Genomic DNA, 21,946 nt, shown 5'->3' on the forward strand with positions numbered 1-21,946 from the left:
GGTAGCGGCTTATTGTTGTTGGAAAATTTGGGCATAGCGCGTTTCATCAAAACCCACTTCGGTGTGTTGGTCGGTTACCAAAACGGGGCGTTTGATAAGACTGGGATGCGCCTGCATCAATGCCAATGCGCCTGACTCATTGGTAGCTTGTTGTTGCTCTTCTGGACTGAGTTTGCGCCATGTCGTGCCCTTGCGGTTAATTAGGACCGAGCAAGGAACCACTTTTAGCCATCGATGCAACAAAGCGGCTGAAGGCGGCTCTTTCTTGAAATCAATGAATTTGACTTCAATGTGGTGTTCGACCAACCAAGTCCGTGCTTTTTTGACGGTATTGCAATTGGCGATGCCATAAATATGTGTCATAGAGAATCCTTTTGGGATAGGTATTATAACGATGCCGCCAGGATGATTAAAGCCGAAAACAAAACACACATTTGACCATTGCCATCGCTGCTTGTGGGCAGTATCCTAGACTAACAATTTAACGCGTTTGTGCGCAATGGCGATGGAGTAACACCGCATGAAGAAAATCACGATGCTCAGCTTGCTGGGGTTGACTGGCTTATTGGCTGCCTGCGGTAGCCAGCAAGAAGCCAGTAAGAGTAATTTTGAAAAAGCCATCAATGATGCTATTGGTGAGCAGAAAGTGTGTTTGCCGGTGGGCTTGGCTACCCATGATGATCAAGGTGCTCCATCAGTGGATCGCCGGTTATTGGGAGACAAAGAAATCCGTATTCCCACTCAAAATGCCGATGGTGACAAAATCAATCAATCTGCCTTAAAGCAAATGGCGGTGCTGGTTGATGCCAAGTTGTATGAAGAAGGTGAGAAGGCCGAAATAGCCAGTGGTCAGGGCGATAAAACGGTACCTGTTGCGGTATTTTACCGTACCCAAGCTGGAGATAAGCAAATGGTGGCAAGCCCCAATGGCAGCTTGTTGTGTTTGGGCACACCTAAAGTAGATAAAGTAGAGTTGTTTACTGAGCCTACACCCGCCAATGGGGTCACTGTCTCTAAAGTCGTATACGAAGCGAAGCTGGTACCGGAAAAATGGGCCAGTAAATTACTCAAAGCAGGCGATGAAGAAAGTGCCAAAATTCTGGATGAACCGCAGCGTGAGAGTGCCACTTTGGTACTCACCAATCAAGGTTGGCGCGATGCGCGTGCATTGCGCTAATTTTATTGTTTGAATACTAAAAACTGCATGCTTAGCATGCAGTTTTTTATTAAAGCCTAGATAGCGGTTAATCTTGTATCGAAGAAAAGATTCTGTGTTTCGAAGGGCTGCCTGAATGTATTTCAGGCAGCTAAGCGTGCTTGGCGCAGCGTGTGTGCAAAATGCGCCAATGCCTCAATATTTGATGCTTCTGCTTGTGCACACCATGTTTGCAGCTTGTGCAGCAACTCATCTTTGCTGAGGTTGGATCGTCCCCACACCGCACTTAACTCTTGGCGCATTTGGTATATTTTGGCGAGAGCTGGGCTATTGTCGAGGAGTTGCTTCAGTTGTTGTTGCTCCGTTGTGATCAGTAACGTTGGTTCTTTTTGCAGCCATGTGCTCAATATTTTTGCCTTGGGTATGGATATGCTGCTTGCTTGTGATTGTAAATGCTTTAATTCTTGCTGCCACACGCCTTTCATCTGCTGGGTATACCGCACCGCCAGAAAATAACGATTGCTGATTACTGCTTGCAAGGTATCGAACGTTATTTGATGTTGTGCTTGTAGGGCCAGTTTGGGTGGTGTTTTGCGGACGGTGGCCAGCTTTAATGTACTGAGGATGCGGATGTAAAGCCATCCGATGTCAAATTCATACCAATGGTAGGAAAATTTGCAGGCAGTACCAAAGGTATGGTGATTGTTGTGCAGTTCCTCACCACCAATCCAAAAGCCCCAAGGCACCAAGTTGGTGGAGGCATCTTCATTTTCAAAATTTCGGTAGCCGAAATAGTGACCCATGCCATTGATGACGCCAGCTGCCCAAAACGGAATCCACGCCATTTGTATGGCCCAAACCGTCAAACCAATCACACCAAACAGCAATACATCCACCATCAACATGATGGCAATGCCCCAAACGGGATGCGCGGCGTAAATATGGCGTTCTAACCAATCATCCGGTGTGCCTTTGCCAAATTGATTGAGCATAGCGTGGTCTTTGGCGGCATCACGATACAATTCGGCGCCCCGCCACATGACTGTATCCAAACCCACCATTTTCGGTGAATGGGGGTCATTTTCGGTTTCACACCGAGCATGGTGTTTGCGGTGGATGGCGACCCATTCTTTGGTGACCATACCCGTGGTTAACCATAACCAAAAACGGAAAAAATGATTCACCACGGGGTGGAAATCGACCCCGCGGTGTGTTTGGCTGCGGTGTAGATATAAGGTAACAGCAGCAATGGTGGTTTGCGTGAGTATCAGACCAGTACACAAAATACCCCACCAAGACAAATTCAATAATCCGTTTTGTAAAAATGAAAGCATCATCATTACTCCATTACTCCTTACTTGACTACCGTATCGACAGATATGACTGCGTATAAATCGAAAACATTATATGGCGCTTACCGCTTAATATGGAGTTTTTATTCTAATTTTACGAAGATAAGGTTTGTGTGCCTTTTCCTGCCTTAACTTGAGCAAGGCGGACAAGCAAAGTGTTTGGTGTTATCCTTAAGCTCTTTGAATTTTGTATAGACACACCGGTATGAATAAACGCGTCGGTATGGTGATTGCTGCCTTAGTGGCAGTGGTGTTGGTGGTGGTGTTGGCCGTGCCTTATTACATGGGTTATAAGGCGGAGCAGAGTTTGCAGGATCAGCAATCGATTTTGGCCAAAACGTCTTTTTTAACGGTCAAACAGCACACCTATGAGCGGGGCTGGTTCAGTTCCACAGAAACCACGGTGGTGCAGTTTAACCCCAGCTTTTTGGCCAGTGTTCAGCAACAATTGCCGGACAATGTGAAAAAAGTGTTACAGCAACCCATTACCTTGGTGAATCATGTTCGTCATGGTTTGTTTGCAGGCAGCCTGCGGCCAGTGCGTGCTCAAGTGGATACTGAGTTTCGCTTTACCCCAGAAGTGCAACAAATTCTGATGCGGTTTTTTGGTCAGCAACAGCCAGTGTCCATGCACAACACCATTTTCTTGAGCGGCAGTGGTCAAATCAATGTGGTGGTGCCGAAATTCAATTATGAAGAACTTTCTGGCATCAAATTGTTGTGGCAAGGTTTACAAACGCAAGTGGATTATGCTTCCGGATACCATGAATACGATACCCATACCACCAATCCTGGTCTGACTCTGGTGTTGGCTGACAAAGGCCAAATTGCGTATGAAGGACTGACTATTGATACGCATACTCAAGAAGGCCAAACTGAATTGGCTTTGGGTAACAGTAAATTAAACCTAAAAAGTTTTTCAGTGCAGTGGAATGATGCGCTCAGCTACGATGTGCGCTTGAATGATTTGATTAATTTGGTGACCAATCTGCAAATTGGTGCATTTATCAATCCGACGGGCAGTGTACCCCCATCCAAAATTGTATTGCATGATTTGTCTTTTGGTACCGAAATGCAAGAGCAAGGCGAATGGATTAACAGCCGTGGTAATTTTGGTTTTGCTAAACTCATCTATGGCAAAGAGACCTATGGGCCACTCAGTATTGAAGCGTCGGCAGAGCATTTGCAGGCGAAGAGTTTATTGGCCTTGAAAAATAAATTAACCCAACTGACCACCCAAAAGCTCAGCAATGATGCGTTACAAGCGGCCATTATTCAGGCAGCCAAGACAGAGGGGTTGGGGCTGTTTACCCATGATCCCGTATTGAAATTGAACACGTTCCGTTTCCAAATGCCTGATGGCTTGGTGGATGTGCATGGGCAAATGGCATTCAAAGGGCTCACGGCGGCAGATATGCAACAATTGAATACGATGCTGGCCAAAACCGATGCACAGTTCGAATTTGCTGTGCCACAAAAGTTACTTGAAGGTTTTGCCATTAGTCAGGCACGCAACCTATTTACGGTGGATCCTAGTGTTGGTGGCCCAGAAGCGTTGGCCGACATTGACGAAACCATTCGATTGATGGTGGACAGTACCATCCGCACCATGGCGCAAGATGGCTATGTTCGGGTCAATAAAGGGGTTGTTCAATCGCAAGTCACGCTGAGTCGCAACCAGCTCACGCTGAATGGCAAAAAATTTGTTAATGAACCTGAGCCCGATTATTGGGACAACAGTGCCTCTGCGCCGAATGCCGCGAGCACAGCTCAGCCATAAATATCTATCCAATGATTCAATATCAAAAGCCCTGCATCAAGCAGGGCTTTTTTGATGATTTCAGGTAGCCTGTATTTATTGGCGTGCCGGATCAGACCATATCTGGGTGAGTTGTGTGGTCAATTTTTTGGCGTCGATGGCTTGTGCACCTTGGGGGTTTTGACCACACCAAAGTGGCGTGAAATCGGTGTTGCCTTGTGTTTCTGCGGACTGTCGCAATGCACTGATTTCGACGGACGCATAAGGAAAAGGCGCCACGTGTTCATTCAAATAACCCAGTTCGCACATCAAACGGTTTACTAAGCCGCGTGCTGGTTTGCCAGAAAATACATTGGTGATGGCGGTGTGGGCATGATTGGCGGATTGTTGGGCAGCCACAATGGCAGCGCGGTGTAGCGGTGAAATACGGCTTTCGGAACACAATAAATAGGCCGTGCCCAATTGAACTGCTTGTGCACCCAAATCAAAGGCTGCCTGAATCCCTCTAGTGTTGCTGATGCCGCCAGCCGCTACCACTGGTACGGGCAGCTTGGCAGCCAGTTGTGTAGTCAGCGCAAATGTACCCATTTGCCATGCCATGTCGCCGGGTAGAAATGACGCACGATGGCCGCCGGCCTCACTGCCTTGCGCAATGACCATATCCACGCCATGAGCCGCCAGCCATTCGCCTTCGGCAAGCGTGGTAGCCGATGACAAAATTAATGCACCTGCGGCTTTGATGGCCTGCACAAACTTGGCCTCTGGCAAGCCAAAATGAAAGCTGACCACCGCCGGGCGGTGGGTTTGAATCACGTCCATGTGTTCTGCATGAAAAGGCAAGCGCAAAATACCGGGCGCCAGAGCATCGACATTGATTTGCCACTGGTCAAAATAGGGCTGTAACAGGTGGTGCCAGCGCTCAATTTGCTTAGGTTGATGCTCAGGCATCGTGTGCGCAAAAAAATTCACATTAAATGGCGCAGAAGTGGCTGCCTGAATGCTTTTTATGGCATCATCCAGCGCTTCTATCGAGAGCATGGCTGCAGGCAAAGAGCCCAGTCCGCCTGACTCACATACGGCAATGGCCAATGCGCTGTCTTGTGCGCCAGCCATCGGCGCTTGAATCAAAGGATAGCGTGAGGGCAGAATAACAGAGGTATTTTTCATTGCGTGTCTCGTTTCAAGTGAAGTGCAGTGTTCAGGATTCAAGAGGAAAATAGAATATTTGATGATTTCAGGCAGCTTACTATTATTTTATGAAACCTCTTGCAGGGTGTGGTCAGGAAAGAGACTGAAATCAGGTTAAATGTTGGTGCAGACTTGGTTTACGGCGCGGCGCCAATGGTTTAATTTGTCCATGCGTTCATCAACACTGATTCCGGGTTCAAAGGCGCGATCCAGTTGCCAAAGTCCAGTTAAATCGCAGGGTTGCAACAAGCCAGCAGCCAATCCCGCCATTTTGGCGGCACCCAGTGCGGTGATTTCGGTTAATTTAGGCCGCAACACCGGCACCCCCAATAAATCAGCCTGAAACTGCATCAGCAAATTGTTGCTACAGGCGCCGCCATCTACACGCAATTCGCGCAATGGGGCGGGCGCATCTTCGCCCATGGCTTCAAAAACGTCAGCGACCTGAAATGCAATCGATTCCAAAGCAGCGCGGGCGATGTGGGCCTTGCTGCTGCCTCTACTCATGCCCAGAATGGCGGCGCGTGCTTCGGCCTGCCAGTAGGGAGCCCCCAATCCGGTAAAGGCGGGCACCATAGTGACGCCGCCATTGTTGACTACGCTGGCGGCCAAGTCTTCTATTTCATGGCTTTGGTTGATGATGCCCAAGCCATCGCGTAACCATTGCACAATGGCGCCGGCCATAAATACGCTGCCTTCCAATGCGAAAACGGTTTGTTGGTGCTGCTGCCAAGCGAGGGTGGAGAGCAGCTCATGTTGTGAATGAACAATATGGCGGCCCGTATTCATCAGCATGAAGCAGCCGGTACCATAGGTGTTTTTGGCCATGCCGGGAAGCGTGCAATCGTGACCAAATAAAGCCGATTGCTGGTCTCCTATGCTGGCATAAATGGGTATTTCCGCCGACAACAAACCCTTAGCAGTGGTGCCTATTAGCCCACCAGAAGGCACGATTTCAGGCAGCAGAGAACAAGGGATGTGCCATTGCGCACACAATTCAGATGACCAGGATACGGTAGCCAAATCCATCAGCATGGTGCGTGCAGCATTAGAGGCATCAATCACATGCCGCTCGCCTCGGGTGAGTTGCCAAATTAGCCATGAGTCAATGGTGCCAAATGCCAGCAAGCCTTGATCGGCTAAGGCACGTGCACCGTCGATATGCGCCAATAGCCATACGATCTTACCGGCACTAAAATAAGAATCGATGCGCAGACCGGTACGGTTTTGTACGGTCTCACTGAGTCCATTAGTGGTTTGCGTTTCACACCAAGTGTGCATGCGTCGGTCTTGCCACACAATGGCAGGGGCAATTGGCATGCCGTTATCACGGCGCCAAATGATGGTGGTTTCACGTTGGTTGGTGACGCCAATGGCCGCTACGTCTGTGGCCAAAATATTGGCCTGACTCAGCGCTTCTTGAATGGTAGTCATTTGCGCAATCCAGATGGCACGCGCATCTTGCTCCACCCAACCTGGATGTGGTGTGCACACATCAACAGATCGTTGCGCCAAAGTTTGTAATTGCAGTTGAGTGTCAAACAGCAGGCTGCGGCAGGATGTGGTGCCTTGGTCTAGCGCGAGAATATAGGACATAATGCAACTATCATGGCGTAACAAACACAATGTACATTATAAATGAGGATGGCAATGCGTTGACGATTGAAATTGCTTACTGGCGCTGCCATCGTTTCGCTCATAAACATCAATTGAGGTATTGAGCGATATGCAGCTTGACTGGTTTTTGTTGTGGGTGGAATTGAACTGAAAAGAAGGTAATTATGCTGCTGGGTACGATTCAACAATGGGATGACAATAAAGGATTTGGTTTTGTTTTGGTGGATGAGACGAATGAGCGCATATTCATACATATCAACCAAATTAAAAGTGCTGGCCGCCGCCCACAAGTGGGTAATCGAGTGGTATTCAAGGTCGGTAATGATGGTAAAAATAGAAAGCAAGCTGTTGCTGTGCAATTTTTGATTGATTACCAAAAAAGAGCCAAAGCTGATCAGCAATATCAGCATCAGCAGCACAGGCAAAATTTGATGGCATATGGTTTGCCCGTATTGTTTATCTTCATTCTACTGGTTTTACAGTGGCTACATCAAATACCGACTGTTGTGATGGTATTTTATGGTGTGATGAGCCTTGGGACATTCGCATTGTATTGGAAGGATAAACGAGCGGCGCGGCAGGGGCTGCAGCGTACACCAGAGGATGTGTTACACTTTTTTAGCCTGCTGGGTGGTTGGATGGGTGCTTTAATCGCGCAACGGGTATTGCGGCATAAATCACAAAAACAACCTTTTCGGCGGTTTTTCTGGTGGACTGTCTTGGTGAATATCGTGCTATTTGCCGCGTTGGTTTGGCAAAATGGTTTTGTTGCATTGTCAAAATTGTATCCATTTTCATTAAATTAGCTGTTTATTCTTAATCACATGCGAAAAGATATTTAGAATTGATGTTTTTCTATGGATAAGCAATATCACAGGCTGCCTGAAAATATTCAGGCTGCTTTTACGTATTATGGTGATTCGATTATGAGTCAAGCACATTAATTTTTATTAAGCTCTCTGCGTGGGGCGCGTCACCAGAAAAACTGCTAGGCAAATCAAAATACCTCCCGTGAAAAATGTTAATGAAATGGTTTCGTTTAGGAATAAATAGCCCCAGATGATACCGAATGGTGGAATCAGAAAGGTCACTGTGAGTGTATTGAGGGGCCCAATATCCCGCAGTAATTTGAAAAAAATAATGTATGCCCATGCGGTGCATATCAGCCCCAAAAGTAATACCGATAACCCTACGGTAGCAGAGGGCCAAGTGAATTTATCTTGTGCGATAACGGTGTAAGCAAAAAAGGGCAGTAGGAATAAGGTTGCCCCTATTTGGCTACCGAGTGCCACGGTTTTAGGATCAAGGTTGCGGTCCTGATTAATCCATTGCCGTGTTAAGAAACCAGCCAATCCATAACAGGCCGTGGCCCCTAAACACATTAAACAGCCAACAATGGTGCGTGGGTCTTGTTTGATTTCGTTGCTGGTAGAAATCACGATGATGCTGATTAAACCGAGGAGCACACCTGTCCATTGCCAACGGTGTGTTTGCTCATGAAAAAACAGAAAACCAATAAGAATACCCATCAACGGTGTTGTGGCATTCAGAATGGAAGAATAACCCGTGGGCAGCCATTGTGCTGCAAAACAATATAGTAAAAATGGCAAACCTGAATTGATGACACCAATTAGTAGAATGGGCCGCCATTTCCCCTCAAAATGAATGGGCGCCTTCAGGAACAAAAGTAAAACAGACAAACCGATACTGGCCAGCAGTACTCGCCAAAATGCAGTACCAATGGCCCCTAATTGCGGGACCGCTATGCGCATGAACAAAAAACTGGCACCCCAAATAGCGCCTAATAAAAATAACCGTATCCAGTCTTGTATGCGCATGATCAATATCCTTTAATTGAGTTGGGTTGATGACCCTAGACCGCCTCAGGCAATGCTTAGCGTCATTGTTTATTAAGGCAATGAGATGCATTGAGTCTGAACAAGAGTGTGGCCAGTATTGAGGCTGATGGCAAACGGGTTTTTTTGCTATAGTTTAGTAAAACTTAATCATGGATTGGGTTAATATGAAATTGCCTCCAATGAATGCTTTGATTGCTTTTGATGCGATCGCGCGGCACATGAGCGTGATGGCTGCGGCAAAAGAACTGCATTTAAGCGCGAGTGCAGTGAGCCAACAATTGGCAAAATTGGAGCAGGCTCTGGGTATTTGTCTGTTTTATCGTCAACCTCGGCGCTTGGTTTTAACGCCAGAAGGGGATATGTATGCACAATCTGTTCGCCATGCCATACAACACATTGCTGAAGCCACGAATAGAATAACCGACAGTACACAGAAAAGCAGCATTGCCATCACGACTACCAGTGGATTTACGACACAGTGGCTGTTACCTCATTTGCCTGAGTTTGAACAGCAGTTTCCTGATGTTGATATTCAACTGAATACGGATAACCGTATGGTTAATTTATTGACAGAAAACTTTGACTTTGCCATTCGGCATGGCAGCGGTATTTACCCTGGTCTGCAAACTGAATTATTGATGGATGACCCACTCATCCCTGTTTGTAGTCCCCAATTGTTGGCGCCAAACAACGGCGTGAACTGCGCAGCAGATTTATTGCAGCTGCCCTTACTGCACGATGAGCAGCGCGAGGACTGGAGGTTGTGGCTAAAAGCAATGAATGTTGATACTGAGCATGCTCGCAGCGGACCTGTATTTACCAATTCCAATGGGGTAATACAAGCAGCTTTGGCTGGTTGTGGCGTGGCGTTGGTTCGTCAGGCCTTGGTTGTGCGAGAATTAAGCCGGCAACAATTGCTTGTGCCGTTACCAGCTCCGATTGCGGCGACATTAGCGTATTATTTGGTTTATGATGCACTGGCTTTGCGCCAGAAAATTAATCAGCAGTTTCGGAAATGGTTATTGAACAGTACCCTCAAGATGAGTCAAGCTTGAATTGGTTGATGGTCATTTGATGCGGTCATAGATACCGATATTATTTACTTGTATTCGAGCACTCACGGGCGGTCCTGATAGGCGTTCATATTCTATATTTGAGATTGTTTTATTAAGCCAATAAAAAGCTGCCTGAAAACCTTCAGGCAGCCTGTTTAGTCAAGAAGCGAGAACGCTATTCGTTTAAATGAGCGGTTAACTCACGCGTTTCGTGGAAACGGATGTCAGGCCAGCGTTCTTCAGTAAGACCCATGTTGACACGATTGGGGGCAAGGTAGGTGAGATTGCCGCCCGCATCCGTGGCTAAATGCAAAATGTTGGCTTTTTCGAATTCAGCCAATTTTTTCTTGTCTGGGCAAGATACCCAACGGGCAGACCAAATGCTGGCCGACTCAAATACTGCATCTACACCATACTCGGCCGCCAAACGTGCCGTGACCACTTCAAACTGCAACACGCCTACTGCGCCTAAAATTAAGTCGCCACCACTGTGGGGGCGGAAAACCTGCACGGCGCCTTCTTCACCCAGTTGTTGCAAACCTTTATGCAATTGCTTCATTTTCAATGGGTTTTTGATGCGAACGGAGCGGAATAGCTCAGGTGCAAAAAACGGAATACCGGTAAAAGTCAGTGCTTCGCCTTCGGAAAAGCTGTCGCCAATTTGGATGTTGCCATGATTGGGGATACCGATGATGTCGCCTGCATACGCTTCTTCAACCAACTCGCGGGTGTGTGACATGAACGTCACCACACTGGAAGCCGCGATGTCACGGTTGAGGCGCAGATGCTTCATCTTCATGCCACGCTCGAATTGGCCAGAGCAGACGCGTAAAAAAGCAATGCGGTCACGGTGCTTGGGATCCATGTTGGCTTGAATTTTGAATACAAAACCCGAAAATTTCGCCTCATCTGGCGCTACCACGCGTTCTAATGCTTGGCGAGCTTGTGGTGCGGGCGCCCAATCAATGAGCGCATTCAGTATCTCCTGCACGCCAAAATTATTGATGGCGGAACCAAAAAACACTGGAGTCAGCTGGCCTGCCAGAAAGGCAGACAAGTCAAATTCGTTGGAGGCTGCCTGAACCAGCTCAATTTCACCGCGCAGTTGTTGCATTTCCAATGGAAATAATTCATCCAAGCGTGGATTGTCGATGCCTTGGATGACATCGAACTCATGTGGCAGCTTTTCGCCACCGGCATCAAACAAATACACTTCATCATTGAGTATGTGGTACACCCCTTTGAAACTTTTGCCCATACCGATGGGCCAAGTGACCGGTGCACAACGGATTTTCAGCACACTTTCCACTTCATCCAGCAATTCCAATGAATCGCGCACTTCACGGTCATATTTGTTCATGAAGGTGACAATAGGGGTGGTGCGCATGCGGCAGACGTTTAAGAGTTTGATGGTTTGCGCTTCTACACCCTTGGCGGCATCAATCACCATCAATGCGCTGTCTACTGCTGTGAGTACACGATACGTGTCTTCAGAAAAATCTTCGTGTCCTGGCGTGTCTAATAAGTTGACGACATGATTGCGGTAATCAAACTGCATGACGGATGAAGCCACAGAAATACCGCGCTGCTTTTCAATTTCCATCCAGTCTGAAGTGGCAAATTTGCCCGATTTTTTGCCTTTAACTGTACCAGCAGACAAAATGGCACCCGAGAACAGCAATAGTTTTTCGGTGAGTGTGGTTTTACCCGCATCGGGGTGAGAAATAATGGCAAAAGTGCGACGACGCGCCACTTCTTCGGCTATGGGGCTCATAAATCAATCAACGCAAGAAACGAAAAGAAAAATAAAATCAAGACGGATTTGGCCGTCTTGATATCTCGAATAGGTCGATATTGTACCATTGTTGCTGAATGCTGCGTCAGTCACATGAGTTGGCCGATGCGGCTGCCTGAAGCCCCTAGATAGGTTGTGTAGCTGGTCTGAGTTATGTGCTTGGTTTCACTCTTCTGTATCCAACGCCGATGGCAAACAATATAAGTTCTGCTGTCATGTGGGCGATGGCGCATTTGATGGGCCTAATGTGTCATGAATGCGCATGTACTGCTATTGCGGCACACGGGTTGATCGTGTTAGATCGGGTTGAACGAATGCGGGGATCATGGTTTGCGGTTTTGGGCATGAACAAAAGATGGCTATTCATCTAATCCACATTTCTAAAATAGGAAATATGGAAAGATTTTAAATAACCACAGACAACTATTTAAATATCAGCAGTTTCAATGGATTCGATAAATTGCCGTTTATAAGACCGAACATCGCCTCTCAACTTTGGAATAACCAGAAAATTTACCTAACTGAAAGGCAATATATTAAGGCTGCTTGAAACGGGTTCAGGCAGCCTTGTGTGACGCTAAATCACATATTACATGCGTTCAATCATGGCTTTGCCAAAGGCGGAGCAAGAAACTTCTTTTGCACCATCCATTAAGCGGGCGAAGTCGTAAGTCACCACTTTGTCGCCAATGGCTTTTTCCATGGCGGTAATCACCAAGTCGGCAGCTTCTTTCCAGCCCAGATGACGCAGCATCATTTCAGCAGACAAAATCAATGAGCCTGGGTTGACTTTGTCTTGCCCCGCGTATTTGGGCGCGGTGCCGTGGGTGGCTTCGAATACAGCGTAGTCATCAGAAATATTGGCACCAGGGGCAATACCGATGCCGCCCACTTGGGCTGCCAATGCGTCTGAAATGTAATCACCATTTAAATTCAGCGTGGCAATCACATCATATTCAGCCGGACGCAGTAAGATTTGTTGCAAAAAGGCGTCGGCAATCACATCTTTAATGATGATGGTCTTGCCCGTGTTGGGATTTTTGAATTCGCACCACGGCCCACCATTGATTTCAGTGGCACCAAATTCGCGTTTGGCCAAATCGTATGACCAGTCACGGAAACCACCTTCGGTGAATTTCATGATGTTGCCTTTGTGCACAATTGATACGCTGTCGCGGTCATTGTCGATGGCGTAGCGGATTGCCGCGCGGGTCAGGCGTTCAGAGCCATCTTTGGAAACGGGTTTGATGCCGATGCTGGATGTCTTTGGAAAACGGATTTTGGTGACACCCATTTCGTTTTGCAGAAAATCGATGACTTTTTGGCAATCAGCACTTTCTGCAAACCACTCGATGCCCGCGTAAATGTCTTCGGTATTTTCACGGAAAATCACCATGTTTACTTTGCTGGGGTCTTTCAGCGGAGATGGCACACCCGTGAAATACTGGACTGGACGCACACATTGGTACAAATCCAATTGTTGGCGAATGGCTACGTTTAAAGAACGAATGCCACCGCCCACAGGGGTAGTCATGGGGCCTTTAATGGCTACTTTGTATTCTTTGATGGCTGCCAAAGATTCTTCAGGTAGCCACACATTGTCGCCATAGATGCGGGTGGCTTTTTCACCAGCGTAAATTTCCATCCAATGAATTTTTTTCGCGCCGCCGTAGGCTTTGGCCACGGCAGCATCAATGACATCAATCATCACCGGCGTGATGTCCACACCAATCCCATCTCCTTCAATAAACGGAATAATGGGTTCGTTGGGAATGGCTTGACCGGGAATGATTTTTTGGCCTTCTGCAGGCACTTTGATGTGACTCATGGCGTCTCCTGTGATGTAACTTTTTCTGATAAACAGCCGCGATCAGTGCGTACGGCCAATCGCCAAAATTATGCTTGATTTTGACGTTTTGCGCCAGTGTTTGTAGTCGATTGTAGTGGTGTTGGTGGGTTGATCGTATTGAGGGCTAGGCCTCTGCGGCCCTATGATTTACATCGCTGGTTAGGGCTGGCAGGAATCGGTTGACCATAAATCCAATTGGTTGTGTTCCGCTTGCAAATGGCTGATGCCCAAACCAATGAGTCGATATTCAGCCGCCGTCTGAGGCATGCGTGTGATGAGGCTGTCTGCCGCTTGCAACAATGCAGACACCTCTGTCAGCGGGTGCGAAAAAGTCTGCGAGCGGGTGAGGGTGTGAAAGTTGCTGGTTTTGAGTTTTAAGGTCACGCAGCTGCCCATCATCCGTTTTCGTTGCATCAGCACCACTAAGCGCTCGGCCAATTCTGGTAGCCGAAGGCAGATTTGTGCCAAATTCTCATCGTGGATCAGCGTTATTTCTTGCGAAATTTGCTGACGCTGTCGTTGTGCTTGTACCGCTCGCTCATCGCGCCCACGCGCCAAGTCATAGAGTCGATGGCCCCAGCGACCAAAGTGATGTACCAATATTGGCCGCTCTATGCGAGCCAAGTCGCCCACGGTATGCCAACCCAAATCTTGCATCTTGCGTTCAGTTACTTTGCCTACGCCGGGAATTTTGCCCACCGGCAAGTGGTGTAGAAACCGCAATACCTGCTGTGGCGCAATCACGAATTGGCCATTGGGTTTGCGCCAATCAGACGCAATTTTGGCTAGAAATTTATTGGGCGCGATGCCAGCAGAAGCCGTGAGGCCGGTTTCGGATAAAATGCTGGCACGGATGTGTTGGGCAATGTCTTGTGCGTAAATCAAAGGCCCTGCATAGTCGGTGACATCCAAAAATGCTTCATCCAGAGACAATGGCTCGATGAGTGATGTATAGCGGGCAAAAATGGTGTGAATCTGCACAGACACTGCACGATAACGCGGGAAATCTGGTGGCACATAGATGGCATCAGGACAAAGCCGCTTGGCTGTGGTTACGGCCATTGCCGAATGAACGCCAAATTGGCGTGCCTCATACGATGCTGTGCATACCACCGAGCGAGGTCCTGTGCCGGCCACCACCAATGGTTTGCCAAGCAAATTTGGGTTATCGCGCCGCTCTACCGAGGCATAAAACGCATCCATGTCGATGTGGATGATTTTGCGGATGTGTTGGGTGTCCATGATGAGACAAGTCCGTTGGGTTGCAACGCGTTTGTGTGTTGGTAAAAATTTCAGGCAACCCGAAGGCTGCCTGAAAGCGGTTCGTGTGATGTTAATGAATGCTGTAGCCTTTCAGGTAATCAATGCGCTGATTGGTCAATCGGGTATCGCATTTCAGTCGTAAGTATTCGGCTTGTAAAGTGGTTTCGGCTTTCGCCGCCTCTTTTTGGCACTGGGTGGTTTTTTTACCCACCCATTTACGCTGGTCATTTTGCAGCTCTTGGCGGATGGTGTCATCTAAACTGTGCCATGCTTGATTCAGTTGCCCAGTGGCATTGCGGTTGTTGTCGCGGGCATCTTGTAAATCAGTGCCGGAAAAATCTGCTTGCGTGGGTGGTGCCACTGCTTCTGCTGCGGCACCATTCAAAATTGCACTGGCCATTTGCGCGTCAGGGCTCAATGGTGCGGACTGGGGGTTCAAGGTCATGGCTATGGCATCGGTGCGGTTATACACTTGTCCATTAATGACCACCATGTCTTTGATGCCATAGGGGAGCAAGGCGTTGGCCAAAATACCGCTCAGTGTTTCGATGCCCATGCCTTGCAATCCAGCACTGGGGGCGCTGGCAGATAGAGCGGCCGACGCAGCCATTGGGATGGGGGCATAGTGTATGGTTTGACTGAAGGTGTTGCCGGCCAAAGTGATGCCGCTGCCATTGAGTTGCTGCGTGATGGTTGCCAGCCAATCTCGTTTACCCAATAACAGTGGCGCATTGGCTTGGGTGGTTTGCCAAACGCTGGTTGGGATGGCTACATTCAATTGTGCCGAACACGCAGGGTTGGCGGTATTGCTGTCTAATTGCGCATTTTGTATGCTGACACCCAATTGGCTTGCTGCCGCAATGACTTTGTCGCCATCGACGAATTGTCGCGCATCGGTTTGGGCAAACTGGCGAGCATTATTGCCGATGGTTTGCTGTATTTGTTGTTGAAGTGTTTGCACCAGTGCCGGGTTGTCGCATGTCAGTTGTGGTGCTTCTGGCTTTTTATCAGAGCAAGCGGCCAGTACCATGGCTATGGCCAAGCTGCCGCCTATAATAAACGGTTTCATCATACGCATCCTTTAAACAGGAAAGTATCGTCATCATAACAAATTCTCAACAAGTGGGAAGGGTTGAGGAATAAGCCACCACATGCTAGTCTCGCTCCAATTGTTTGATTGATTACCCAAAATTCATCATGACCAAACTGATTCGATTGCCTATGCCAAGCGAGGCAAGCGCACGCGAAGATTATTACCTGCCCGCCGAAAAATTAATTTCAGGCAACCCCAAACAAAGTCTGTGGCCTTGCTATACCAATCAGGCCGGCGTCTTTCACGCTGGTGTTTGGCAAAGCGAGCCGGGCAAATGGCGGATTGATTACACTGAAGATGAATATTGTGAAATACTCAGTGGTGTGAGTGAAGTGGTCGATCAACACGGCCAAAGCCATACCTTAAAACCTGGTGATCGGTTCATGATTGCGGCTGGTTTTTCCGGCACCTGGGCGGTACTAGAAACCACGCGCAAGGTGTATGTGGTGTATGAAGCGGCGGATTAACGCCGCTCTATTGATCTATTTCTTCGCGGTGCGGGATTGATGGCGTTTTTTGCGCGGGTTGCCTGACGTTTTTTGACTGCTTTTCGATGAGGCGCCAGCTGGTTTGCCAGCGATTTTTGCGGCGTTGCTTTTGCTGCTCGCACGTTTGGGCGCGGTTTGCGCTTTACGCTGATTCTTGCGTGCAGAGTTTGCTTGGGCTCGACGGCCATCATCTGCTGATTTGCTTCGTCGGCCCGCGCGGCCTTTCACACCTCCGCTGATCAATACCAAATCAATTTTGCTGGTGTCTAGGTCGGCTCGGGCCACATTGACCGTTACTTTATCGCCCATGCTGAAACGCACACCGCTACGCTCGCCTAGCATGGCCATCAGTTCTGGGTGGTAGTTGAAGTAGTCTTCCCCCAAGTCGCTGATGTGTACCATGCCTTCTATGTAAATGCCGTCAAGCGTGACAAACAGGCCAAAATTGGCCATGCCAGAGATGGTACCTTCAAAAACTTCACCCACTTTGTCGCGCATGTAATAGGTTTTCAGCCAATTTTCCACATCGCGGCTGGCGTCGTCGGCACGTCGTTCGGCAAAGGAACAACGTACCCCCAATTCTGCCCATGATTTGGGTTCGTAGCGGTTGCCGGCCAAGATGGCTTTGATGGCGCGGTGCACGGTTAAATCAGGGTAGCGACGGATGGGTGAGGTGAAATGGGTGTAAGCAGGGTAGGCCAAACCGAAATGGCCCACATTTTTGGGTTCATATACAGCCTGTTGCATGGAACGCAATAACATCACTTGCAACACTTCCCAATCGGGCCGGTCATGAATCTGTGCAGCCAGTTCGGCATAGTGCTTGGGCGTGGGCTTATCACCGCCTTTGAGTTCCAAACCCAATAAGCCCAGTTGTTCTCGCAAAGTCGCCAATTTTTCTGGGGTAGGGCCCAAATGATTGCGATACAGAGCTGGGTGTTTGTGGGTCAACAGAAATTCAGCCGCGCATACATTAGCGGCCAGCATGCATTCCTCTATCAAGCGGTGTGCTTCATTACGCACCACCGGTACGATGCGTTCAATTTTGCCGTGTTCATCAAAAATCATCTGTGTTTCGGTGCTTTCAAATTCCATGGCACCGCGTTGTTGCCGCTTCTTCAATAGGATTTTGTAGAGCGAATAGAGGTTGAGTACATGTTGCTTCATGGGGTCGGCTAGCTCGTCATTGCTGATCCAATCCCAGGCCTGCGTGTAGGTGAGCCGCGCATGGGAGCGCATCACCGCCGGGTAAAATTGGTAAGATTTTACATTGCCGGCATAGGTAACCACCATGTCGCATACCATACACAGCCGCTCCACATCCGGATTAAGCGAGCAAATTCCATTTGATAGGTTTTCAGGCAGCATTGGGATGACACGACGCGGAAAATACACACTGGTGGCCCGCTCAACAGCATCTTGATCAATGGCATCATCGGGGCGCACATAATGGCTCACATCGGCTATGGCCACCACCAAGCGCCAATTGCGCCCGATTTTTTCGGCGAATACGGCATCATCGAAATCGCGTGCCGTTTCACCATCTATGGTCACCAAAGGCAAATCGCGCAAGTCAACCCGATCTTTCAATTCGCCCCGTTTGACATGGTCGGGAATTTTGGCTGCTGCTTTCAGGCAATCTTGGCTGAATTCGTGTGGCAAATGGTGTTTGCGTACGGCGATTTCAATTTCCATGCCGCTGTCGGCATAGTCGCCCAATATTTCTGTAACTCGGCCCACTGCAGCGCGGTTGGCCTCTGGATAGGACTCAATGGCGGCCACAAGCACTTGACCTGGCTTGGCGGCCCCCACAGATTGAGGTTGCAACACGATATTGGCACCCAAACGTTTGTCTTCCGGCACCAACATGGCGACACCTTGTTCCAGTGCCAAGCGGCCCACCACGTCTTTATTGGCGCGCTCAATGATGTCCAACACCTGGCCTTCACGTCGGCCACGGCGATCATTACCCACCGGACGTACCGTTACTGTATCGCCATTCATGAGACCGCGCATTTGCCGTGCATAGAGAACAAAATCGGGGCCGTCAGCAGAATTTAAGGGTACCGCAAAACCAAAGTCATCTTTGTGGACTTCCACACGGCATTTAACAATCGCCAATTTATCCGCTACACACACAGCACCGCGTCGATTAATCAACACTTGGCCATCGCGCGCCATGGCGCCTAACCGGCGTTCAAAAAAGGGCATTTCGTTTTCTTGAATATCCAAAAGGCGGGCTAGCTCGCCTGCTTGCATGGGAACCCCGCGCTTGTCTAATACGGCAATAACCCATTCTCGGCTGGGGAGTGGGTTTTCATAGCGCTGTTGTTCACGGGTGAGAAATGGGTCTTGCGCACGCAAGGATTTGGTTTTTTTCATGGGGCGATTGACAATCTATTGGGAAAATATATAATGCTCAACTTCGGTGAACGCATACTTTAACCGAAACCAAGCGAGTATGAAAGCCCAGGTGGCGGAATTGGTAGACGCACTAGGTTCAGGTCCTAGCGCCCGTTTAGGGTGTGGAAGTTCGAGTCTTCTCCTGGGCACCATACAACCTCATAAGTTAGAGTAATATAGAGCGACATGTGTCATCATAGTGCAATAGACGTCATTTAGGGCGTCTTTTTCTTTTGTACGCCAAGTCATGTTTTTCGCCTCCATTTTTCCACAAAAAACAAAAATACTTTTAGGCTTCATTCATGCGGTCAAGCGAATCTGGTTCAGGTGTCTATCGTTCTATTCAAGAGTATACGTATTTTGTGTCAATCATCTACGCAAGCACATTTTCTTTATCTAAAATCTAAAATTTGCATTTCACGCCACAAAGTCAAACCGTGTAGTTCAAAAAAGGATGCACTGATGCGAGGCGTAACAATCTAAGCAGAAATCAATCTTAATCTGTTGATTCTTAATTTATGGATACCGTGTGCGCAGCCATGCTGCTAATAGCGCCAGCAATGAAGCCAATATCAAACCAACTGCAATGCTCACAAACCAAAAATGAACTTCTTTTTTTTGCTTTCGGTTGAATAAGCGCTGAATCACCAATACCAATACCAGCACCACCAGAGCAAATTTAATCAGGCGGCCAATCATGTGCGTAACTCGGGCATAAAATGCTTGTTTAGGCTGCCTGAAACAAGAGCGCAGAATCCGCGCAAAGTGGCTATAATCATCATTTTGTTGTTTGTCGTGAGTCTATGAATCTGTCAGACAGTGTCGGCATTGTCCAGCCGCAAAAATGGGCATTCGACTCGCCACTGCCGTTGCAAAACGGCAGTATTTTGCCGCATTTTGAGTTGATGGTGGAAACCTATGGCAAGTTGAATGCCAACAAAAGTAATGCGGTATTGGTTTGTCATGCCCTTTCAGGCAACCACCATGTTGCCGGCTATCATACACCGAATGATAAGCACCCAGGGTGGTGGGATACCATGGTGGGGCCGGGTAAACCTTTAGACACCAATCGTTTTTTTGTGGTTGGCATCAATAATCTGGGCGGTTGCCACGGCAGTACCGGCCCTTTGAGTATTAATCCATTTACTGGCCAGCCTTACGGTGCTGATTTCCCATTGGTCACCGTTAAAGATTGGGTGCATAGTCAAGCCATGTTGGCTGATCGGCTGGGCATCCATCAATGGGCGGCGGTAATGGGGGGAAGCTTGGGCGGGATGCAGGCTTTGCAATGGGCCATTGATTTGCCAGAACGCTTACGCCATGCACTGGTGATTGCCTCTGCGCCCAAATTGTCTACACAAAATATTGCATTCAATGATGTGGCGCGACAAGCCATTCTCACCGACCCTGATTTTTGTGCTGGGCATTATGCCGATCAGCACACGCTACCGCGGCGTGGCTTGCGCATTGCCCGCATGATGGGCCATATTACTTATTTGGCGGAAGAGGGGCTGGGTAAAAAATTCGGACGTCAACTTAGAAGTGATGATTATCAATTTGGCTATGATGTTGAATTTGAAGTGGAATCATATTTGCGTTATCAAGGGGATAAATTTGCCGATGTGTTTGATGCCAATACCTATTTATTGATGACCAAAGCTTTGGATTATTTTGATCCTGCACGCGATTTTGATAATAATTTAATTCAGGCGGTATCCGGTACACAGGCGCATTTTTTTGTGGCCAGTTTCAGCAGTGATTGGCGGTTTTCGCCCAAGCGATCGGAAGAATTGGTGGATGCTTTGGTGGCGGCCAGAAAATCGGTGCAATATGTGGCTTTGCAATCGACGCACGGGCATGATGCTTTTTTGATGGATGACGCAGCCTATTTGGCAGCTGCCCGCATTTATTTTGACAACATCGCACGGGAGATAGGCGCATGAAAACCAATGCAATGCCCTTGCGCGATGACTTACAACTGATTTATGACTGGATCCCGGTGGGCAGCCGCGTGCTGGATTTGGGTTGTGGCGATGGTGAATTGCTCTCCGCTTTGGTGGCCCAGAAGCAGTGTCATGGCTATGGTGTTGAAATTAACATGGATGGTGTGTTGGCCGCCATGCAGCGAGGTGTCAATGTGATTCAGGCAGATTTGGAACAGGGTTTGAGGCATTTCCAAGATGCGAGCTTTGACATCATTGTGCTCTCTCAAACCATCCAAGCGATGCAGAATACAGAAACCATTTTGCAAGACATGATGCGTGTGGCCAAAGAGGCCATTGTGACTTTCCCTAATTTTGGTTATTGGCGCAATCGATTGCAAATTGGCTTGCAAGGGCATATGCCGGTCTCTGAGCGTATGCCGTATCAGTGGTATAACACCCCCAATATCCATTGGTGTACTTTGCAGGATTTTGATCGTTTATGCGCGCAAAATCAGCTGAATGTATTGGAAAGAGCCGTCATGAGCGGTAATCGACGCGTGTCATTGTGGCCAAACCTGTTGGGTAGTCTGGCATTTTACCGCGTGGGGTGATGCTGAGGCAGTGTGCATGAATTTAACAAAATTTAATGATGGATTGCAAAGATTAAAATCAGGCTCAGTTTGGCCTAAGTTTGTTGATTTAAGCTATGTTTCATAGACACCCACATGGGTGTCGCTGACTAAGGATGATGAACATGAAAAAATTAATGCTGGTGCTGATGTCTGCTGCTATGGGCTTGTCTTCTGTGTCTGCAATGGCGGCCACAGCGGCAACATCAAGCGCTGCGCCGGTGGTGAAACCGGCTCAAAAAGCAGCCGTAAAACCCGTGACCAAACCCGTTGCTAAGGTTGCTGCCAAGGCAGAAAAGACTCCGGCCAAAGCAGAAAAGGCCAAAACCAAAGCAGACAAAAAAGTGGCTCAAAAAACGGCAGCCAATATTACCTGTAAAGATGGCAGCAAATCGGCTGCCAAAACCACTCAAGGTGCTTGCTCTGGTCATGGTGGTATCAAAAAATAAGTCTGTTTGTTAATCGGTAAACGGCCACGATCAGTGGCCGTTTTTCGCATGTAGGTTTTTTTACTG

Annotated in this window: 19 protein-coding genes and 1 tRNA gene; 9 read left to right on the top strand and 11 right to left on the bottom strand. The window is 48.2% G+C overall.

Going from position 1 to position 21,946, the window contains the following annotated elements:
• Positions 1-9: 9 nt before the first annotated feature.
• Entirely contained in the window at positions 10-363 is a 354-nt protein-coding gene (locus A2F46_RS00670; RefSeq protein WP_066565558.1) for an arsenate reductase, read from the bottom strand.
• Positions 364-520: 157 nt separating this feature from the next.
• Here A2F46_RS00670 and A2F46_RS00675 point away from each other — a divergent pair, with 157 nt between their 5' ends.
• Complete coding sequence (locus A2F46_RS00675; protein ID WP_066565560.1) at positions 521-1,177, top strand: hypothetical protein; 657 nt, start codon at positions 521-523, stop codon at positions 1,175-1,177.
• Positions 1,178-1,299: 122 nt separating this feature from the next.
• On the opposite strand, the gene A2F46_RS00680 is transcribed toward A2F46_RS00675, so the two are convergent.
• The gene (locus A2F46_RS00680) at positions 1,300-2,496 is read right to left on the bottom strand and encodes a fatty acid desaturase (protein ID WP_231867661.1); all 1,197 of its coding nucleotides are present in this window, start codon (positions 2,494-2,496) and stop codon (positions 1,300-1,302) included.
• A 217-nt stretch (positions 2,497-2,713) separates the two neighbouring features.
• Here A2F46_RS00680 and A2F46_RS00685 point away from each other — a divergent pair, with 217 nt between their 5' ends.
• Complete coding sequence (locus A2F46_RS00685; protein WP_082783520.1) at positions 2,714-4,288, top strand: YdgA family protein; 1,575 nt, start codon at positions 2,714-2,716, stop codon at positions 4,286-4,288.
• Between the two features lie 75 nt (positions 4,289-4,363).
• Here the strand turns inward: A2F46_RS00685 and A2F46_RS00690 are convergent, their stop codons facing one another.
• Positions 4,364-5,434: a nitronate monooxygenase family protein gene (locus A2F46_RS00690; RefSeq protein WP_066565561.1), complete on the bottom strand. Its 1,071-nt coding sequence runs from the start codon at positions 5,432-5,434 to the stop codon at positions 4,364-4,366.
• A gap of 135 nt (positions 5,435-5,569) precedes the next feature.
• Positions 5,570-7,051, bottom strand: coding sequence for a glycerol kinase GlpK (gene glpK, locus A2F46_RS00695; protein ID WP_066565562.1), 1,482 nt, complete (start codon positions 7,049-7,051; stop codon positions 5,570-5,572).
• 185 nt (positions 7,052-7,236) lie between these two features.
• Here glpK and A2F46_RS00700 point away from each other — a divergent pair, with 185 nt between their 5' ends.
• Complete coding sequence (locus A2F46_RS00700) at positions 7,237-7,878, top strand: cold shock and DUF1294 domain-containing protein (RefSeq protein WP_066565564.1); 642 nt, start codon at positions 7,237-7,239, stop codon at positions 7,876-7,878.
• Positions 7,879-8,022: 144 nt separating this feature from the next.
• On the opposite strand, the gene A2F46_RS00705 is transcribed toward A2F46_RS00700, so the two are convergent.
• A complete protein-coding gene (locus A2F46_RS00705) occupies positions 8,023-8,910 on the bottom strand; it encodes a DMT family transporter (RefSeq protein WP_066565567.1) in 888 nt (295 codons plus the stop codon).
• Between the two features lie 185 nt (positions 8,911-9,095).
• On the opposite strand from A2F46_RS00705, the gene gcvA reads away from it, so the two are divergent.
• The gene (gene gcvA, locus A2F46_RS00710; protein WP_066565568.1) at positions 9,096-9,986 is read left to right on the top strand and encodes a transcriptional regulator GcvA; all 891 of its coding nucleotides are present in this window, start codon (positions 9,096-9,098) and stop codon (positions 9,984-9,986) included.
• Between the two features lie 175 nt (positions 9,987-10,161).
• Here the strand turns inward: gcvA and A2F46_RS00715 are convergent, their stop codons facing one another.
• From A2F46_RS00715 to A2F46_RS00730, 4 genes are all read right to left on the bottom strand, one after another.
• Positions 10,162-11,760 (bottom strand): peptide chain release factor 3, encoded by a 1,599-nt coding sequence (locus tag A2F46_RS00715; RefSeq protein WP_066565570.1) that lies wholly within the window; start codon positions 11,758-11,760, stop codon positions 10,162-10,164.
• Positions 11,761-12,370: 610 nt separating this feature from the next.
• The gene (gene icd / locus A2F46_RS00720) at positions 12,371-13,609 is read right to left on the bottom strand and encodes an NADP-dependent isocitrate dehydrogenase (RefSeq protein WP_066565571.1); all 1,239 of its coding nucleotides are present in this window, start codon (positions 13,607-13,609) and stop codon (positions 12,371-12,373) included.
• A 180-nt stretch (positions 13,610-13,789) separates the two neighbouring features.
• Complete coding sequence (gene dinB, locus A2F46_RS00725; RefSeq protein ID WP_066565572.1) at positions 13,790-14,872, bottom strand: DNA polymerase IV; 1,083 nt, start codon at positions 14,870-14,872, stop codon at positions 13,790-13,792.
• 91 nt (positions 14,873-14,963) lie between these two features.
• Positions 14,964-15,965, bottom strand: coding sequence for a lysozyme inhibitor LprI family protein (locus A2F46_RS00730; protein WP_197457504.1), 1,002 nt, complete (start codon positions 15,963-15,965; stop codon positions 14,964-14,966).
• Between the two features lie 125 nt (positions 15,966-16,090).
• Here A2F46_RS00730 and A2F46_RS00735 point away from each other — a divergent pair, with 125 nt between their 5' ends.
• Positions 16,091-16,453 carry a cupin domain-containing protein gene (locus A2F46_RS00735; protein WP_066565873.1) on the top strand — a complete coding sequence of 121 codons (363 nt, stop codon included), beginning with the start codon at positions 16,091-16,093 and terminating at the stop codon, positions 16,451-16,453.
• 15 nt (positions 16,454-16,468) lie between these two features.
• Here the strand turns inward: A2F46_RS00735 and rnr are convergent, their stop codons facing one another.
• On the bottom strand, positions 16,469-18,856 hold the full coding sequence (gene rnr, locus A2F46_RS00740) for a ribonuclease R (RefSeq protein WP_066565575.1): 2,388 nt from the start codon (positions 18,854-18,856) through the stop codon (positions 16,469-16,471).
• Between the two features lie 85 nt (positions 18,857-18,941).
• Here rnr and A2F46_RS00745 point away from each other — a divergent pair.
• Positions 18,942-19,029: transfer RNA gene (locus tag A2F46_RS00745), tRNA-Leu, on the top strand.
• A gap of 364 nt (positions 19,030-19,393) precedes the next feature.
• On the opposite strand, the gene A2F46_RS00750 is transcribed toward A2F46_RS00745, so the two are convergent.
• The gene (locus A2F46_RS00750) at positions 19,394-19,576 is read right to left on the bottom strand and encodes a hypothetical protein (protein ID WP_066565577.1); all 183 of its coding nucleotides are present in this window, start codon (positions 19,574-19,576) and stop codon (positions 19,394-19,396) included.
• A 104-nt stretch (positions 19,577-19,680) separates the two neighbouring features.
• On the opposite strand from A2F46_RS00750, the gene A2F46_RS00755 reads away from it, so the two are divergent.
• The 3 genes from A2F46_RS00755 to A2F46_RS00765 all read left to right on the top strand — a co-directional run bounded on the left by A2F46_RS00755 (position 19,681) and on the right by A2F46_RS00765 (position 21,880).
• A complete protein-coding gene (locus tag A2F46_RS00755; protein WP_066565579.1) occupies positions 19,681-20,820 on the top strand; it encodes a homoserine O-acetyltransferase in 1,140 nt (379 codons plus the stop codon).
• Between the two features lie 11 nt (positions 20,821-20,831).
• A complete protein-coding gene (gene metW, locus A2F46_RS00760) occupies positions 20,832-21,413 on the top strand; it encodes a methionine biosynthesis protein MetW (protein WP_066565875.1) in 582 nt (193 codons plus the stop codon).
• Positions 21,414-21,556: 143 nt separating this feature from the next.
• Positions 21,557-21,880, top strand: a complete 324-nt coding sequence (locus A2F46_RS00765) for a protein YbgS (protein ID WP_066565581.1) — start codon at positions 21,557-21,559, stop codon at positions 21,878-21,880.
• Positions 21,881-21,946: the final 66 nt, after the last annotated feature.

Origin of the sequence: Snodgrassella sp. CFCC 13594 (assembly GCF_001590725.1) — a bacterium.
Taxonomy (GTDB): domain Bacteria; phylum Pseudomonadota; class Gammaproteobacteria; order Burkholderiales; family Neisseriaceae; genus Snodgrassella.

What these genes read in the sequence shown, in the direction of transcription:
- A2F46_RS00670 (WP_066565558.1), bottom strand. Translation starts at nt 363, where the DNA reads ATGACACATATTTATGGCATCGCCAATTGCAATACCGTCAAAAAAGCA.
- A2F46_RS00675 (WP_066565560.1), top strand. Translation starts at nt 521, where the DNA reads ATGAAGAAAATCACGATGCTCAGCTTGCTGGGGTTGACTGGCTTATTG.
- A2F46_RS00680 (WP_231867661.1), bottom strand. Translation starts at nt 2,496, where the DNA reads ATGATGATGCTTTCATTTTTACAAAACGGATTATTGAATTTGTCTTGG.
- A2F46_RS00685 (WP_082783520.1), top strand. Translation starts at nt 2,714, where the DNA reads ATGAATAAACGCGTCGGTATGGTGATTGCTGCCTTAGTGGCAGTGGTG.
- A2F46_RS00690 (WP_066565561.1), bottom strand. Translation starts at nt 5,434, where the DNA reads ATGAAAAATACCTCTGTTATTCTGCCCTCACGCTATCCTTTGATTCAA.
- glpK (WP_066565562.1), bottom strand. Translation starts at nt 7,051, where the DNA reads ATGTCCTATATTCTCGCGCTAGACCAAGGCACCACATCCTGCCGCAGC.
- A2F46_RS00700 (WP_066565564.1), top strand. Translation starts at nt 7,237, where the DNA reads ATGCTGCTGGGTACGATTCAACAATGGGATGACAATAAAGGATTTGGT.
- A2F46_RS00705 (WP_066565567.1), bottom strand. Translation starts at nt 8,910, where the DNA reads ATGCGCATACAAGACTGGATACGGTTATTTTTATTAGGCGCTATTTGG.
- gcvA (WP_066565568.1), top strand. Translation starts at nt 9,096, where the DNA reads ATGAAATTGCCTCCAATGAATGCTTTGATTGCTTTTGATGCGATCGCG.
- A2F46_RS00715 (WP_066565570.1), bottom strand. Translation starts at nt 11,760, where the DNA reads ATGAGCCCCATAGCCGAAGAAGTGGCGCGTCGTCGCACTTTTGCCATT.
- icd (WP_066565571.1), bottom strand. Translation starts at nt 13,609, where the DNA reads ATGAGTCACATCAAAGTGCCTGCAGAAGGCCAAAAAATCATTCCCGGT.
- dinB (WP_066565572.1), bottom strand. Translation starts at nt 14,872, where the DNA reads ATGGACACCCAACACATCCGCAAAATCATCCACATCGACATGGATGCG.
- A2F46_RS00730 (WP_197457504.1), bottom strand. Translation starts at nt 15,965, where the DNA reads ATGATGAAACCGTTTATTATAGGCGGCAGCTTGGCCATAGCCATGGTA.
- A2F46_RS00735 (WP_066565873.1), top strand. Translation starts at nt 16,091, where the DNA reads ATGACCAAACTGATTCGATTGCCTATGCCAAGCGAGGCAAGCGCACGC.
- rnr (WP_066565575.1), bottom strand. Translation starts at nt 18,856, where the DNA reads ATGAAAAAAACCAAATCCTTGCGTGCGCAAGACCCATTTCTCACCCGT.
- A2F46_RS00750 (WP_066565577.1), bottom strand. Translation starts at nt 19,576, where the DNA reads ATGATTGGCCGCCTGATTAAATTTGCTCTGGTGGTGCTGGTATTGGTA.
- A2F46_RS00755 (WP_066565579.1), top strand. Translation starts at nt 19,681, where the DNA reads ATGAATCTGTCAGACAGTGTCGGCATTGTCCAGCCGCAAAAATGGGCA.
- metW (WP_066565875.1), top strand. Translation starts at nt 20,832, where the DNA reads ATGCCCTTGCGCGATGACTTACAACTGATTTATGACTGGATCCCGGTG.
- A2F46_RS00765 (WP_066565581.1), top strand. Translation starts at nt 21,557, where the DNA reads ATGAAAAAATTAATGCTGGTGCTGATGTCTGCTGCTATGGGCTTGTCT.